Source organism: Hymenobacter elongatus (assembly GCF_004745955.1).
GTDB lineage: Bacteria > Bacteroidota > Bacteroidia > Cytophagales > Hymenobacteraceae > Hymenobacter > Hymenobacter elongatus.
This window is the reverse complement of record NZ_SRLD01000009.1, coordinates 83,457-99,820: the sequence shown is the minus strand read 5'-3', so window position 1 is coordinate 99,820 and position 16,364 is coordinate 83,457. Positions and strand designations below refer to the sequence as shown.

Annotated in this window: 11 protein-coding genes; 6 read left to right on the top strand and 5 right to left on the bottom strand. The window is 57.9% G+C overall.

Features of this window, described 5'->3' with window-relative positions; translation table 11 throughout:
• Positions 1–73 precede the first annotated feature (73 nt).
• From ruvA to E5J99_RS06490, 5 genes are all read left to right on the top strand, one after another.
• The gene (gene ruvA, locus E5J99_RS06510; RefSeq protein WP_135496913.1) at positions 74–679 is read left to right on the top strand and encodes a Holliday junction branch migration protein RuvA; all 606 of its coding nucleotides are present in this window, start codon (positions 74–76) and stop codon (positions 677–679) included.
• Positions 680–711: 32 nt separating this feature from the next.
• Positions 712–8,250: a T9SS outer membrane translocon Sov/SprA gene (gene sov, locus E5J99_RS06505; RefSeq protein WP_245318746.1), complete on the top strand. Its 7,539-nt coding sequence runs from the start codon at positions 712–714 to the stop codon at positions 8,248–8,250.
• A gap of 180 nt (positions 8,251–8,430) precedes the next feature.
• Positions 8,431–8,811 carry a glycine cleavage system protein GcvH gene (gcvH, locus tag E5J99_RS06500; protein ID WP_135496912.1) on the top strand — a complete coding sequence of 127 codons (381 nt, stop codon included), beginning with the start codon at positions 8,431–8,433 and terminating at the stop codon, positions 8,809–8,811.
• 6 nt (positions 8,812–8,817) lie between these two features.
• Positions 8,818–9,225: a VanZ family protein gene (locus tag E5J99_RS06495; RefSeq protein ID WP_135496911.1), complete on the top strand. Its 408-nt coding sequence runs from the start codon at positions 8,818–8,820 to the stop codon at positions 9,223–9,225.
• A 114-nt stretch (positions 9,226–9,339) separates the two neighbouring features.
• Positions 9,340–10,545: a M28 family metallopeptidase gene (locus E5J99_RS06490; RefSeq protein ID WP_167852020.1), complete on the top strand. Its 1,206-nt coding sequence runs from the start codon at positions 9,340–9,342 to the stop codon at positions 10,543–10,545.
• Between the two features lie 77 nt (positions 10,546–10,622).
• Here the strand turns inward: E5J99_RS06490 and E5J99_RS06485 are convergent, their stop codons facing one another.
• From E5J99_RS06485 to E5J99_RS06465, 5 genes are all read right to left on the bottom strand, one after another.
• Entirely contained in the window at positions 10,623–10,823 is a 201-nt protein-coding gene (locus E5J99_RS06485) for a hypothetical protein (RefSeq protein WP_135496909.1), read from the bottom strand.
• 15 nt (positions 10,824–10,838) lie between these two features.
• Positions 10,839–11,042 carry an IS1 family transposase gene (locus tag E5J99_RS06480; protein ID WP_167852019.1) on the bottom strand — a complete coding sequence of 68 codons (204 nt, stop codon included), beginning with the start codon at positions 11,040–11,042 and terminating at the stop codon, positions 10,839–10,841.
• 19 nt (positions 11,043–11,061) lie between these two features.
• On the bottom strand, positions 11,062–11,286 hold the full coding sequence (locus E5J99_RS06475) for a hypothetical protein (protein WP_245318749.1): 225 nt from the start codon (positions 11,284–11,286) through the stop codon (positions 11,062–11,064).
• Between the two features lie 259 nt (positions 11,287–11,545).
• Positions 11,546–12,088 carry a hypothetical protein gene (locus E5J99_RS06470; protein ID WP_135496906.1) on the bottom strand — a complete coding sequence of 181 codons (543 nt, stop codon included), beginning with the start codon at positions 12,086–12,088 and terminating at the stop codon, positions 11,546–11,548.
• Between the two features lie 332 nt (positions 12,089–12,420).
• The gene (locus E5J99_RS06465; RefSeq protein ID WP_135496937.1) at positions 12,421–13,311 is read right to left on the bottom strand and encodes a YicC/YloC family endoribonuclease; all 891 of its coding nucleotides are present in this window, start codon (positions 13,309–13,311) and stop codon (positions 12,421–12,423) included.
• Between the two features lie 162 nt (positions 13,312–13,473).
• Between E5J99_RS06465 and E5J99_RS06460 the strand changes: the two genes are divergently transcribed.
• Positions 13,474–16,314 carry a TonB-dependent receptor domain-containing protein gene (locus E5J99_RS06460; protein WP_135496905.1) on the top strand — a complete coding sequence of 947 codons (2,841 nt, stop codon included), beginning with the start codon at positions 13,474–13,476 and terminating at the stop codon, positions 16,312–16,314.
• Positions 16,315–16,364 lie beyond the last annotated feature (50 nt).

Here is a 16,364-nt window from a genome sequence, read left to right as displayed (position 1 = left end):
ACACCGGGACAGCCCTGTTTGGGAGGTTGCTTCCGACGGGCCGCGTTCCGCTTTTCATCCTTAGCTTGCCCGCATGATTGCCTACATTGACGGAAAATTAGCCCACAAAGACCCCACAATGGCCATTCTGGACGTGAATGGAGTGGGCTACGAGATTAAGATTTCCCTGGCCACCTACTCGAAGCTGCCGGTGGAGGGCGAAAAGGCCAAGATCTATACCTACCAGCATATCAAGGAAGACGCCAACATTCTCTACGGCTTCCTGGACCCCAACGAGAAGGCACTGTTCATGCACCTGATTTCGGTGTCGGGCATCGGGCCGGGCACGGGCATTATGATGGTGTCGTCGATGTCGGTGGGCGAAATTCGCCACGCCATCGTGCAGGAGGATGTTCGCTCGATTCAGAGCATTAAGGGCGTCGGCCCCAAAACGGCCCAGCGCGTGATTCTGGAGCTGCGCGACAAGCTGCGCAAAGATGAGCTGCTGAGCAAAGCCGGCGTCGATACCGTGCCGCTGGCCCGGGCACACAATACGAATCGGGTCGAAGCGTTAGCGGCATTAGTGACTTTGGGCTTCGCCCGCGCCGCCGCCGAGAAAAACCTGGACCAGATTCAGCACAAGCACGGCAACGAGCTGAGCGTGGAGGAATTAATTAAGTTTGCTCTTAAGTCTCATTAGAATTTTACCTGGCCCGCGTCTGCTTGTTACACTTGAACTCCGGTAAGAAGTCCCTCACCATTACGGTCGTTGTTGTTGCCTCGCTGCTGGCCTGGTGGTCGCAGGCGGCCCCGGCCGGCACTGGTCCCTTTGCCATGCGGCAGCTATGGGCCTGGCTCCCCAAGCCCGGCCGGTTCGCGCGCCTGGTAGTGGCCCCCGACACGCCCCGCGTGGCTCTGCCCGACACGAGCCGCTACCGCTCTAGCCGGCGGCCCAAAGTCGCGCCCGAAGACCGGCCTGGCTCCCCGTTCGGTCCCCAGCGTCGCCAGTCGCCGCTGCTCCTGGATCTGCCCTCGAACGTGAACCTGCAGGTGACCCCCGACGACAGCCTGGAATACTACGACGTGCGGGAAAAAGTAGGCAGCGACATCGATTTTCGTGACCCCAGCCGTCTTTCGTTCAAAGAATACTCGGACTGGCAGCAGCGCGAGGCCATCCGCAACTATTTCCGGGCCCGCTCGGCGGGTGGCGTGGCCGGCGACGCCAACACGCCCGAGGCGCGCCGCCTGATTCCCAAGATTTACCTCGGCCCCATGGCCGACCGCCTGTTTGGCGGCAGCTACGTCGATATCCGGCCCAACGGGGCCGTGACCCTGCGCATGGGTGCCCGCTTCAACCGCAACCTGAACCCGACGCTGACCCTGCGCCAGCAGCGCGTGGGCGATTTTCAGTACGAGCAGAACATGAACCTCAACCTCACCGGCCAGATCGGGGAGAAGCTGAAGCTCTCGTTCAACTACGACACTAAGGCGGCCTTTGATTTCGAGAACAACATGAAGCTCGATTATACGGGCTACGAAACCGAAATCATCCGCAAGATCGAGCTCGGCAACGTGAGCCTGCCGCTGAGCAACTCGCTGATTCAGGGCGGCCAAAACCTGTTCGGCATCAAAACCCAGCTGCAGTTCGGCAAGCTCGGCGTGACGGCCGTGGCCAGCACCCTGCGCGGCACGGCCGATGAGGTGCGGGTGCAAAACGGAGCCCAGAGCCGCAACTTCGAAATCAAGTCGAGCCAGTACGAGCGAGACCGGCACTTCTTCCTGTCGCAATTCTTCCGCGACCGGTACGATCTGACGCTGCGCAATCTGCCCACGATTCAGTCGGGCATCGAAATCAACTACATCGAGGTTTACGTCACCAACGACAACCGCCAGAGCGACAACCTGCGCAACGTGGTGGCGCTGATGGACGTGGCCGAGCCGGTGCGCGTGTACCGGCCGCAGTTTCAGCTGCGCCCCGCCGACCAGCGCCGCATTCCGGCCAGCAACCAGGCGAACCGGGAGTTTGCGGAAGTCGTAACGGCCGGTGGCACGCTGGCCCGCAACAACGAGTCGGTCGACAACTACCTCCAGACCAGATACTCCGGCGACCAGCAACTGGTAAAAACCGTGGACTTTGAACGGGTGCGCGCCCGGCTGCTGAATTCGCGGGAATACACCTTCAATGCCCAGCTGGGCTATTTGTCGCTGAATACGCCGCTGCTGCCCGAGCAAGTGCTGGCCGTATCGTACCAGTACACCTACAATGGGCAGACCTACAAGGTGGGCGAGGTAGCCAACGACTACTCGCAGATTGGCCAGGATCAGGTAATCTACCTCAAGATGCTGAAGGCCACCAACCCCGGCGTGGGGCTAGCCGATCCGAATGTAAATCCGGTGAACGAGAACCTGCGCACGCGCAACCTGCCGACCTGGGATTTGATGATGAAAAACGTCTATCCCCTGAACGCCAGCCAGCTCAACCGCGACAATTTTCAGCTTCAAATCGTGTATAAGGACGACGCGACCGGCGTAGACCTTATCTCGCTGAAGGAAGGCCAGAAAATTGCCAACAAGCCGCTTATCGAGGTGCTGAACCTTGATAACGTGAACCCCAACAACGACCAGAACCCGGACGGCAACTTCGACTTTTTCCCCGGCACCACCATCGACCCTGATCTGGGCAAAATCATTTTCCCGGTCGTAGAGCCCTTCGGCAACTTCCTGCGGGCCCAGTTTGACACGGCTAGCATGGACCTGGGCCTAGCCCAGCGCGAGCGGGAGCTGGCGCGCAAATACGTGTACCAGGAGCTATATACCCAAACCCAGAGCGACGCCCAGCAGCGCCAGGAGAAGGATAAGTTTTTCCTAAAGGGTCGCTTTCAGGCCACGGCCACCGACGAGATTTCGCTGCCCGGCATCGGCATTGCCGAAGGCTCGGTGCGGGTGCGCTCGGGCAGCACGCTGCTCGAAGAAGGCCGCGACTACCAGGTTTTCTACGATCAGGCGAAGGTGAAAATTCTGAACCCGAGCTACCTCAACTCGGCCAATGAGCTGAAGGTGGAATTCGAGAAAAACGCCCTGGTGCAGGTGCAGCCGCGCAGGCTGGTCGGTGCCCGCTTCGACTACCGGCTGAACCAGGATATTAATTTCGGCGCTACGGTGCTGCATTTGCTGGAAAACCAGGCCCCGGGCATCAACCGCGTGAACATCGGCGACGAACCCGGCAACAATACCATTTACGGTTTCGACGTGAACATGCGGCGCGAGTCGCGAGCGCTGACCAAGTACCTGGATATGCTGCCGCTGATTTCGACCAAAGAGCCGTCGTCGGTGGCCTTCAGCGCGGAAGTGGCGCAGCTGCTGCCGGGCAAGTCGAAGCTCGGGCGCGGCGAAGATGGCGTGTCGTATATCGACGATTTCGAAAACGCCCGCACGCCCTACTCCCTGGGCGGCGTGAGTGCCGCTACCGCCTGGCGGCTGGCGGCCACGCCCTTGCCCCTGATTCCGGCTCCTAGCCCGAACATCAATCCCAACCTCGGCTACGCCTTCAATCGGGCCAAGCTCGCCTGGTACACCGTCGACCAGATTTATTACACCGGCGGCCCCGGCAAGCCGGGTAACATTGGGGACGGAGACCTCAAAAACCACTACACCCGGGGCATCGAGCGCACCGAGATATTTCCGAACCGCGACGTGGGCGCTACCGGCAACGGATTTGAATACTCGCTCGACCTGGCCTATTTTCCGCAGGAGCGGGGTCAGTACAACTATACTCCCGATGTATCGACCGACGGCAAGCGGCTCACGTCGGATGCCCGGTCGCATTACGCCGGCATTAGCCGCGAAATCACCTTCGACACCGATTTCGACAACGCCAACGTCGAGTATATGGAGTTCTGGCTCATGGACCCTTTCATCAAGGGTGCCAACGGGCAGGTGAATGACTCCGAGAATACGCCGACCAACAACGAAACCGGCGGGGAGCTGTACCTGAATCTGGGCTCCGTGTCGGAAGACGTGCTGCGCGACAGCAACCAGCACGAGTTCGAAAACGGCCTGCCAACCGATCCGGCCAACATAGCCCAGGATACCCGCCCCACCGACTGGGGCCGCGTTACCCGGCAGCAGTTCCTGACCGATGCCTTCAACACCGCGCCCGGTGGCCGCGCCCGCCAGGATATCGGCTTGGAAGGATTGGACGACAACGAGGAGCGCAGCTTCTTCGCGGGGGCCTACACGGCCGTGGAAGACCCATCGGCCGATAACTTCCGGCACCACCTCGATGACTTCTACTCGGCCAGCAACACCAAGATTCTGGGCCGCTACAAGCAATATAACGGCATGCAGGGTAACTCGCAGGAGAACAGCCAGCTCAGCTCAACAGCCTTCCCGGATAAGGAAGACCTGAACCGCGACAACGTTATTTCGGACACGGAACGCTATTACGAGTGGCGCATGTCCATCAAGCCCGGCCAGCTGGAAGTGGGGCAGAACTACATCGTCGACAAAACCACCAACTCCATTAATGGCGACCAGGTGTCGTGGTACCAGTTCCGGATTCCAATTCGCCAGCCGCTCAACGTGCGCGGCACTACCGGCAACGTCAGCTTTGGCTACAAGTCAATTCGCTTCGTACGCATGTACCTCACGGGCTGGGAGCAGCCGGTGGTGCTGCGCATGGTGCAGCCCCAGTTCGTGGCCAACCAGTGGCGGCGTTTCCTGAGCCCGATTTCGCAGCCGGGAGCGCCCTGCTTCAACTGCGGCGACGACAAGACGCCATTCACCATCTCGACCGTTAGCATCGAGGAAAATGGTATTGCCGGCGTCAGCGGAACCGATGCTATTCCGTATGTATTGCCGCCCAACATTCAGCGCGACAAAGAGTACGGCTCCAGCACCGTGAACCGGGAGCAGAATGAGCAGTCGTTGCGCCTTTGCGTGGAAGGCCTGGCCGATGGCATTGGCAAGGCAGCCTACAAGAATATCAACATCAGCATGCTGCGCTACAAGCAGCTGCGGCTGTTTTTGCACGCCGAGAGCGAAGACCCGGCCGTGCGAAACGGCCCGGCCGGCCAAGTGCGGGCCTTCGTCCGCATCGGCACCGACTACACCCAGAACTACTACGAATACTCGCTGCCGCTCACCATTACGCGGCCCGGCGCAACCAACGAGCGGGACATCTGGCCGCTGGAAAACGAGGTACAAATCTCTTTCCAGGAGTTTATTGATGCCAAGGCCGCCCGCAACCGGCTGGGCCAGGACTTGCTGACGCCCTTTGAGAAGCAGCTGCCCAACGGGGCCACCATTACCATTGTGGGCAACCCCGACTTCAGTGCCGTGCAAGGTGTAATGATTGGCATTCTCAATCCATTGGACGACAACAGCACCAAATCCTTGTGCCTGTGGGCCGATGAGTTCCGGGTGTTTGACTTTGAGCGCGAAAACGGCTGGGCCGCTACGGCCCGCTTCAACACCAAGCTCGCCGACTTAGCTAACATCACGGCTACCGGCAGCTTCACTTCCGTGGGCTTCGGCGGCCTGCAGGATAAGGTGGCCCAACGCTCCCTCGACAACATCACGCGCGGCGACCTGAACGCGGCGGTAGCCGCCGACAAGCTGCTGCCCGAGAAGCTGGGCCTGCGCATCCCGGTGCTGGTGCAGGCCGGCCAGGAAAGCCGCAGCCCCAAGTATGACCCGCTGGACCCCGACACCCGCTTAGAGCAGTCGTTGGAGAAGTTTGAGTCGGCCTCCGAAAAAACGGCCTACCGCAAGGAAGTAATCGACCAGACCAGTAGCCGGAGCATCAGCCTACTCAACGTGCGGAAGGAGCGCACTAACCTCGAAAAGAAGGTGCGCCCGTACGACATCGAGAACTTCGCGGTGAGCTATGCCCTCACCGAGCGGCTGCACACCGACATCCGCACCGACCGGGACTTCACCAAAACCTACACCGGGGCGCTGGCCTACGTGTACCAAATGACGCCCAAAAACTACACGCCGCTGGCAAAGATCAAGGCGCTGGATTCGCCTTACTTCAAGATTTTACAGGATCTGAACTTCACCCCCCTGCCGAGTCGCTTCGCTTTCCGGGCCGATCTGGACCGCCGCTACAACGAGCGGCAGCTGCAGCGCACGCAGGTGCCGGGGCAGGTCCCGACCATCGACGGTATCGCCCCGATTTATCAGAAGAGCTTCTTCTTCAACCGGATTTATGACCTGAAGTGGGATTTGACTAAAAGTCTCATCTTCGACTACACCGCCAACAACCGCTCGGTGATTGATGAGGATGCCGGTCCTACGCTGGGCAACGACCCGGTGTCCAGGGCAAACCGCCAGCAGCTGCGCGACAACCTGTTCCGGCGCGGCGGCCGTACCACCAACTTCACCCAGACCGTGGCCCTGACGTATCGGTTGCCCCTGGATAAGTTTCCGCTCACCGACTGGATTTCGGCCGATACCCGCTACTCGGCCAACTATATCTGGCAAGCTGCCTCCACGGCCTTGCGGGCGCCCAAGTACCCCACTCAGCCCGACAGCCTGGAAACCATCGACGTGCGGCTGGGCAATACCATCCAGAACAATGCTGAACTCAGTGCCAATGGTAAGATCGATCTGGTGAAGCTCTACAACAAGGTGCGCTTCCTCAACATCATCAACAACGCGCCACAGACAGCCCCGCCAGACCGTAGCATTGGTCGTAAAGGCACCGTGCCGCCACCAGCGCTGGGCCAGCTCCAGGACAAGGCCCCGGCTCCGGCAAGCGCCCAGGATTCGGCCAAGGGCCCGGAGCTACGCGTGCTCAAAGCAGTGCTCCGCTCCCTGATGACGGCCCGCTCCCTGAACTTCACCTATTCGCGGAGTACGGGCACGCTGCTGCCCGGCTACCTGCCCGGCACGCGGCTGTTTGGCCTCGATAGCGACTTTGCCGCACCGGGTCTGCCCTTCATCCTGGGTCAGCAGTCTAGCCTGCAAGAGCTCTACGACCGGGCGAATTCACGGGGGTGGTACACCAACCGTAGTGACCTGCTGAACACGCCGCTCAGCTCGTTGCTAACCGAAAACCTCACCCTCCGCACTGCCCTGGAACCCTTCCGTGACTTCAACATCCAGCTTGATGGCCGGCGGCAGCTGGTGCGCAACCGCGAAACGTTCTACCGCCTGGCCGTTGATACCGCCACGCTGGAACCGTATAACGCCCGGGTCGGCGACTTTGCTCCCGGCTCCCTGGCTCCCTTGCTGCCCCTGAATACGGGTACCTTTACGACCTCCTTCATCTCGGTACAAACGCTCTTTGGCGACCGGACTGCGAATGGGGAAGTATCCAAGGCCTTCGACCGGTTCGTAGCCAACCGGGCCACGGTACGCCAGCGGCTGCAGGATGCCAACCCCAGAAGCGACAAAGACCATCAGTACGGCTACAATGCGCAGGATGTGTTGATTCCTTCCTTCATCGACGCGTATCAGGGCCGCTCGTCCGATGGGTACAAAGCCAAGAAGTTCAATCCTTTCGCGCTACTGCCCATCCCGAACTGGCGCATCGACTATAATGGGCTGGCCGAGCTACCGTTCGTGAAGCGCTATTTCCGCTCCATCACCCTGAACCACGCCTATGCTTCCACCTACACAGTGGCTAGCTATACCACCTCCACGCAATACGGCTCCGCACCCGGCTTCCTGCCCGATTTAGTCAATGAAAACAAGCAATTCATTCCGTACTACATCATTGGGCAGGTGACCATTGCGGAACGGCTTTCCCCGTTGATTGGCGTTAACTTCCAGACGCTGCAGAAAATAACCGGCCGCCTGGAACTGCGCACCGAGCGGGGTATTACCCTGAACACGACCAACGCGCAGGTAATGGAACTTCATTCGCAGGAGTTGGTAATCGGCTTTGGCTATGCCACCAACCGCCTGAAGATTCCTTTCCGCATTGGGGGCGAGCAGCGCGTGTTGCGCAATGAGCTTACGGCGCGCCTCGATCTATCGATTCGGGACAATACGACTATTCAGCGCACCATCGAAGACGTAGTTGACCCTATTTTCGATGCTGCCGGCCAGCAGCTCGCCGGTAACCCTGGCCGCCCCAAGGGTCTGACAACCAACGGAACCCGGCAGCTGCAGCTGCGGCCAACGATAGACTATATTCTGAATCAGCGGTTGAATCTACAGCTGTTCTTCTCCCGCACCGTCACGGAGCCCCGGGTGCAGAACTCGTTCAAAAACTCCGCCACCGAAGGAGGACTTCAGCTCCGTTATAGCCTCTCGCAGTAGATTCCACCCACCTTCTTTGCTTGCTCAGTACCAGCCACCGCGCTTCTGCCGAAGCCGGTGGCTGTTTTTTTGCTCCGGCGCTTATTTGCCTGGCGTTGCCTTTAGCCATTTCGCAAGCCAACACGTACTTTTGGCACCGGACGCCTTGCGTCGGTATTCTTCCCTCCTAAACACCCCCGTATGAATCTCCCCGCCAATCTGAAGTACACCAAAGAGCACGAATGGATTCGTGTGGAAGGCAACACTGCCTACATCGGTATCACCGACCACGCCCAGAAGGAACTTGGTGATATTGTATATGTAGACATTGACACGCTCGACAAAGAGGTAGCCCAAAACGACGTATTCGGTACCGTGGAAGCTGTTAAAACGGTTTCTGATCTGTTCAGCCCGGTTTCGGGTACGGTAGTGGAAATCAATACCAAGCTCGACGGCAGCCCCGAAACGGTGAATTCCGACCCTTACGGCGACGGCTGGATCATCAAAATGGAGCTCTCCAACCCCGCTGAGATTGACGCCTTGCTGACGTCCGAAAGCTACGGCGAGCTGATCGGGGCCTAACGCCGTATGTTGCCTCTAGCGCCGCCGCCGCCTCGTCGCCGGGCCTTTGTGGCCCTGCCCTTGGCGTGGGCGGCGCTGGTTTTGGTCCTGACGCTTACGCCAGCCCAAAACATGCCGACCGTACCGCCGTGGCAGTTGCTCTCCTTCGACACGGCGGCCCATGCTTTCGTTTTCTTCGTGCTGGCAGCGTTCAGCTACTTTTCCAGCGTCCGCCAACGGCGCTACCATTGGCGGCAGCGCTGGGCGTTTAGCGTGGTATTTGCCGAAGGCATAGCGCTGGGCGCACTCATTGAGTTGCTCCAGATTACGATGCGACTGGGACGACACGGCGAGTGGTCTGATGTTATCAGTGATGGTCTCGGCACTGCCCTTGGTTTGTTAGTAGCCCATTCTCTTCGCCGCTGGTGGGCCTAAAGTCAGTAGCGTATGCTCCACCGTGTTCTGCCGTCCCTATTGTCTAGTCATTCGGGCTGGGGGTTGCTGCTATTACTCACTACCACAGCGCCCCGTTACGCCTGTAGCCAGGACATGGGCCGAGCCCGCGCTACTATCACTGCCTTGGCGGCCCCAGACATGCATGGCCGGGGCTACGTAAAAAAAGGCGAGCAGCGGGCCGCCGAATACATCAGTCGCCGTTTTCGGCAGGCTGGACTCCGTGCCTTTACCCCCAAATACGCGCAGTTTTTCCCCGTAACAATCAACACCTTTCCCGGGCGCTGTAGTCTGCTGCTTGATGGCAAAGCGCTGGAGCCTGGCGTCGATTTCATCCTAGACCCAACGTCTGGCCCCGGCGACCTCACGGGTCCGGTTATAGCACTCGACACGCTCATATTCGACGATGAGACGGCCGGGCAACGTTTCTTAAGTCAAAGTCTACAAGGCCAGGTGTTGGTCCTACGGCAGCGCGACGCCGAACGCATCCGTACACTTCCCGATGCGTTTGCCCGTCACCTGGATCAGGCAGCCGCGCTGCTGACGCTGGTTCCCGATAAGCTTACGGCTTCCCTATCCGACCACCAGGTACCCCAGCCTCGCTTGCAGCTGCTCGCTAGGCGCTGGCCTACGCAGGCCAAGCGGGCCGCAGTGCGCATCGATGCCGTTCTGGTGGCTAACTACCGCGCCCGCAACATCATTGGGTACGTACCAGGCCGTATCCAACCAGATTCTTTTTTAGTGGTGTCGGCACACTACGATCATCTGGGTCGAATGGGCAAGAACACCTACTTCCCTGGGGCCAACGACAATGCCAGTGGTACAGCTTTACTACTCGAACTGGCTGAGTATTATGCCAAACCTCAACACCAGCCCGCTTATTCCGTCATCTTTATGGCCTTCGGAGCCGAAGAAGCGGGTTTATTAGGCTCACGCTACTTCATTCGGCATCCGCTTGTGGCCTTACCCCGCATCCGCTTCTTAGTGAACCTCGACTTGACCGGTACAGGACAAGAAGGTATTACAGTTGTAAATGGACGGGTTTTAGAAAAGCCTTTCAAGCTCCTTGACCAGATCAACAAAGAGCACCGCTATGTGGCGAGCATAGCGGCCCGTGGTCAGGCGGCCAATTCCGATCATTACCCATTTTCCAACCAAGGCGTGCCCGCCTTTTTCCTCTATACCCGCGGAGGCAGCAAGGCCTATCATGATGTCAATGACCAGGCCCAAGCCTTACCACTAACAGCTTTTTCAGGCATAGCCCAGCTGGTTATCACTTTTTTCGATACCCTGAGCCGCTAGATTTATCTGTTTCTAGGGTGTGGGGACAGTGCCTCTTTGTGGTATTCTGGCTCTCTAGAGCGTTATATGGCGGTGGTCTAATGTGTGGTGTATCGGCGATTATGCTCGTCAATGACGAGTTGGATACGCACGTGGTGCATGGCCAGCAAGCGGCCAAACGAGTAGGACTTGCGCACCAGTACCCCGCAGCGTTGGCGTAAGGAGCACTTAACCGCTTCCACGCGGCTGGTCTGCCCGCTGCCTTTGGCATGGGCCTGGTGGGCCCGCGCGGGCAGCACGCCCCGGTAGGCCTGTCATTCATCCGTGTGGTACCAGGCACCGGTACGGTAGGGCGGGGGCAGCGCCTGCCACAGACGCCGGGCCGTGGCGCGGCCACGGCTGCCCAGCACCCAGGCGACGAGGCGGCGCGAATAGCGCTCCACGGCCAGCCAGAGCCATACCTTGCGCCGTTTGCGGCCCACAAACGTCCACAACTCGTCCAGCTCCAGTTCCTTCACCCGCCGCGACACCGGGCCGCTACTCGGCCGCGTCCGGGCTTTTTTTTGCCAGCATGGCCACCGTCATGCGCGCCACGCCGCTCGGGCGCACGATGGCGCGCTGCGAGACGCGTTCGAGCAGCAGCCTTTCGACCTGGGCGTAGCGGACCGCCCGTATCGGCGCGGCTGGCGTAAAGACAGCCTGGTGGCGACAGCCCATACAGGTATACTTGGCTTTGCCTTTATTGCTGCCGTTCTTGCGCAGGGCCGTGCTACCGCACTTGCCACAGCTTAACGTGTTCTGGATCAGCTGCCAAGCTACGCAAAAACCACCTTTTATACCACCGCCTAAATGTCATTCTTCACAGCCATCAAGGCATCTGCTTTAATAAGGAGAAAGATGACACCGCCTAATTCCCTTACAAGCATATCCCGCTACAACGCAAGAATCCCGAAATCTTCCGCCGTAAGAGGGAAAATTTCGGGATTCTTATACTCTACCGAAGTAAGCTAGAACCGAAAGCCTAGCCGTTTGACTTGAACGAAGCCATGATCTGCTTAGCTACTGCTTCCCACTCAGGCTTCTGACGGTCAGCGCAAGTGAAGTTGCACATCAACAACTTACCCTCCACATCGGTGAAGAAAACCAAGTTGTACACCTCGTGGCCGAGCTCTGGTTTCATGAGTTCCATGAAACCAATTTTGCGACCATTTATCTCTTTTACGCCGTTGTTGAACCACTTCGCTTCCTTGTACTGCTTCGAGTACATCTTGTAGAAGTTGTCTGCATACATGTTGATCATATCCTGATCAGCCGTATTGTCGGTGTAGGTAAAGGCGATGCTGGCCTCTTTGCTGTTCGTGTAAATAACGCTTGGACGGCTCTGCGCTTTCGCGTAGTTAAAGTCCATCTGCTGCTCGCTCATTACCTCGAAGCCCTTGGGAATCAAGATCTCAACACGCTCGCTGAGTACGCGCTTCTTAATCATTTCCACCTCAGCAAAAGGGCGGAATGCCGTCAGCAAAAGCGTCAGGCAGAGAACGGGAGCTAGTAAGGCTTTTTTCATAGTAGTGGCTGAAAAAAACGTGGAATTCAAAGGTAAGTAAAACTCCGAAAGGCGAGTTGGCACTCTGTTCGGATAACACAATTTACGCAGAAAATCTGAAGGTGCAAATTTTACTCAAGAAATAATTCGCAACACAAGCAGATACAGCATTTAGAGTCCAAGAAAACTTGCTTCTAGGGTTGCTGAGGCCATTTACGGAAAATATCTATTTTCGGATGTAGCCCCAGACAACATTAAAACTCATCAATCAACATAGCTGGTCAACTATGCCAAATTTTATGTCAAAAGTTCAATTACACATATACCTGTGGGGTGATGGTGAAGGCTTGGACTCAAAGAATATTATTGATTTGCTCCTTGATCTTTTCGAGTTCTTCCTTCATACCTACTACCAAGTGCTGAACGACTGAATCGTTTGCCTTTGAACCAATTGTATTGATTTCGCGGCCAATTTCCTGCGAAATAAAGGCTAATTTCTTTCCATTGAGCTCTGGCAGGGCTACAGTTTCGATGAAGTACTGCAAATGACTGGTCAAACGGACCTTTTCCTCGGCAATGTCAAGCTTCTCAATATAATAGAGTACCTCCTGCTCGAACCGCACAGGGTTGAATTGCTCGTGGGCAGTGAGGTCGGCTAAATGCTGCTGCAAGCGCTGCCGAACTTGCTCAATCCGGGCTGGGTCGTGCCGTTCGACTTCCAACAATTGCTGCTGGATGCGCTCTACATACCCCACAATTTCACCGGTGAGCGTATGGCCTTCATCTTGCCGAAACTGATTGACACGCTCCAAGGCCTCTGTTACCAAAGGCAACAATTCGTCCCAGCTAACTTCCTCCTCGTCTTCGACGGCAACTTCGGCGGCTGGCTGCAGAACACCAGGCATGTGCAGAGCCAACGCAAACAACTGATCCTTGGGAGCCCCTACGAGCTCAGCGGCTTTTTCCAGCTCCCGATACGCTGCCAGCAGCATTTCCTGGTTGAGCACCGCTGTAGGGCGCACCGCGTTACGGGGCCGCACAAAGTCAAAGCTGAGGTTTACTTTCCCTCTCACTAAGGCTTTGGTAATAAGATTGCGAAGCTCCAGCTCTCTGTCCTGCAAAAAACGGGGCAGACGCAAGCTCAAGTCCAGGGTTTTGGAGTTGAGCGACTTGATTTCGACCGTGGCCGAATAACGGTCGGTTTCGCGATGCGCGATTCCGTAGCCGGTCATGGACAAAAGCATGTGGCGCGAAGAAAGTGAGGTCAGGGGAAAGCGGCTGCAAAAGTAATGGTTCCCAACAGAATATGAATATATACTTTCGAGAGTAACACAAGGATAATCTTGCCACAATACTAGCATAACAGGGCTGCGGTAGCTTTGTGCATCGAACAAACTACCCGTTGTATGCGCCGTTCAGGACTACTGTTTATTTTGCTGATTATCAGCACTTTCGCCCGCGCTCAGCAAGGCACGCTCAGCGGAAAAGTGACTGACAAAAAGACGGGGGAAGGGGTTATCGGGGCTACCGTACTGGTAACGGGCACCGTGCAGGCCGCTCCGGTAGACGTAGACGGCAAATATGAGCTGAAGCTTGAGCCAGGCTCCTATAATATAACGATGACGTACATCGGCTACAAGCCGATGACGTTTGCCGGTATCGTAGTGAGTGCCAACGCCAACACGACGCTCAACGGCGTGATGGAAGAAAACACCCAGAATCTGAAAGAGGTGGTGGTGACGGGCCAGAAGCAGACGGGCACCGAGGTAGCCCTGATTCAGGATCTGCGGAAAAGCGAAATGGTCGTCAGCGGTATGAGCAACGACCAGATCGTGAAGACCCTGGACCGGGATGCTTCGGAAGTGGTGAAGCGGATTCCGGGGGTAACCATTCAAAACAACAACTTCATCGTTATCCGTGGTCTGGCCGAGCGCTACAATACGGTGATGCTGAACGACGCGCTGACGCCCTCGGCCGAAGTAGATACCCGCTCGTTCTCGTTCGATATCCTGCCCTCGTCGGTGATTGACCGGATCCTGATTTTCAAGTCGGGCTCGCCGGAGCTGCCGGGCGAATTTGGCGGCGGGGTGGTAAAGGTGTACACCAAAAACTCGGTGCTGGAAAACACGACCAGCTTCAGCCTGTCCGGCTGGGCGCGTAACAACACTACGTTCCAGAATGGCTACATGAGCAGCAACCGCACCCGTACCGACTGGTTGGGGTTCGACAATGGCCGGCGGGATCTGCCAGCCGCCGTACCGGCCGGCCAGGTAAGTCCTGATAACGTACCGGCGGCACAGCTCAACACCATCAGCCGCAGCTTCCGGAGCACGGCCTGGCTGCCGAGTCTGGCTAAAGCCATGCCCGACCTGCGGGCTTCGCTGGGCATCAACCGCCGTTTTGAAATCGGGTCGATGTACCTGAGCAACGTGACGTCGGTTTCCTACTCCAACACCCGCGAACAATATGTACAGTCGCGCCAGCGGGCCGGCGAGTTCGTTGAGATTGATCAGAAGTATCCGCTGCAGTACGACTACAACGATACCCGCGCGCTGACGGCCGTCCGGCTGGGCGTGATTCATAACTGGCAGCTGCGCCTCAACGACCGGAACCGGGTGGAATTCCGCAACTTCCTGAACCAGTACGGTACCGATGAAGTGGTAAACCGCGTCGGCGTTGACAAGGTAGAACAGCAGGAGCGCAACGACCATGCCCTGCACTACCAGAGCCGCACGATCTATTCCGGCCAGCTGCAGGGCACCCACGAGGTAGGCCCGGCCAGCCGCTCGACCGTAACCTGGACCGGCGGCTACAACTACGTATACCGCGACGAGCCCGACTACAGCCGCTACCGGGCCCAGCGCCCCGAGGATTCCGACCGCCAGTTTTTTGTGGTAATCCCCAATGGTGGTAACCCCTTCGATGCCAGCCGCTTTTTCTCGTCGCTGAAGGAGAACACCTACACCGGCGCCGGCCAGTGGGAGCAGCGCCTTCTGGGCCGCGACACGACCAAAGCCAATGAGTATAAGATCCGGGCGGGCTTCTACACGGAGCGCAAAACCCGGCAGTACAACCAGCGCTACTTCTCTTACACGTTCAGCAACTTCGATGCCTTCAACAACCGGCCTGACCGCGACGAAATCCTGACTTCCCCTATTGACCGGATCTTCGCTCCGGAAAATATTGACCCCGTTGACGGCTTCAAGCTGGAAGAAGGCACCAAGCCGGACGAATCGTACGAGGCTGAAAACACGCTGCTGGCGGGCTATGTAGGGGTGGTAGCACCCATCTCCGACCAGCTCAGCTTGTCGGGCGGCCTGCGCGTGGAGCACAACCGGCGCTTCCTCGACGACGGCGGGGAAGACCCCAAGTACCAGGAGCTCAAAACCATTCCCCTCCCCTCGCTTAACGCCACCTACAACTTCAACCAGCGCAGCCTGCTCCGCCTGGGCGGTAGTGTGAGCGTGAACCGCCCGGAGTTCCGTGAAATTGCCGGGTTCTCGTACTTCGACTTCAGCAACAACGCCATCATCACGGGCAACGACAGCCTGCAAACGGCCACTATCTACAACGCCGACCTGCGCTACGAGTTCTACCCGACCCGCTCCGAAATGCTGTCGATTGGGGTATTCTACAAGCAGTTCCGCAACGCTATTGAGCAGACCACCCAGTCGGTGGGTACCTCCCAGCTCTACCTGACGTACCAGAACGCGGATAAGGCCTACGACGTCGGCATCGAGCTGGAGGCCCGCAAAGGCTTCGTGGAGCTCACCGAGAATCCTTTTCTGCAGAAGTTCGGAGTAGTGCTGAACGCTTCGTTTATCCGCAGCCGCGTCCAGCTGCCCGATAATGACGCGAACCGGGGTTTCGCCCTCACCGACCGGGCCCTGCAGGGCCAGTCGCCCTTCGTGGTCAACACCGGCGTATTTTTCCAGGACGACGACCGCAAATGGCAGGTTTCTGCCCAGTACAACGTGATAGGGCAGCGCATCTCCTTCGTGGGCGATAAGACTCAGAACTTCTCCGCTATTGAGATGCCCCGCCACGTAGTGGACCTCGCCGTAACCAAGGGCCTCGGCAAGCATCTGCAGCTGAAAGCCGGCATCCAGGACTTGCTTAACCAGCGCTACCGCACCTACTACGACCTGAACCGGGACGGCAAGATCAGCAAGGACGAGCCCCGGGTGTCGTTTGTAAGCTACCGCCGCGGTACTTACTCCACCCTGGGCCTGACCTACAACTTCTAGCGCCGGCACAATAAGGTAACCTCCCGCTAACGAAACCATAACGCCCATCC

Bases quoted from the DNA above. Each gene is read 5' to 3' on its own strand.
- gcvH (WP_135496912.1), top strand. From the start codon at position 8,431: ATGAATCTCCCCGCCAATCTGAAGTACACCAAAGAGCACGAATGGATT.
- ruvA (WP_135496913.1), top strand. From the start codon at position 74: ATGATTGCCTACATTGACGGAAAATTAGCCCACAAAGACCCCACAATG.
- E5J99_RS06495 (WP_135496911.1), top strand. From the start codon at position 8,818: ATGTTGCCTCTAGCGCCGCCGCCGCCTCGTCGCCGGGCCTTTGTGGCC.
- E5J99_RS06470 (WP_135496906.1), bottom strand. From the start codon at position 12,088: ATGAAAAAAGCCTTACTAGCTCCCGTTCTCTGCCTGACGCTTTTGCTG.
- E5J99_RS06460 (WP_135496905.1), top strand. From the start codon at position 13,474: ATGCGCCGTTCAGGACTACTGTTTATTTTGCTGATTATCAGCACTTTC.
- E5J99_RS06490 (WP_167852020.1), top strand. From the start codon at position 9,340: ATGGGCCGAGCCCGCGCTACTATCACTGCCTTGGCGGCCCCAGACATG.
- E5J99_RS06465 (WP_135496937.1), bottom strand. From the start codon at position 13,311: ATGCTTTTGTCCATGACCGGCTACGGAATCGCGCATCGCGAAACCGAC.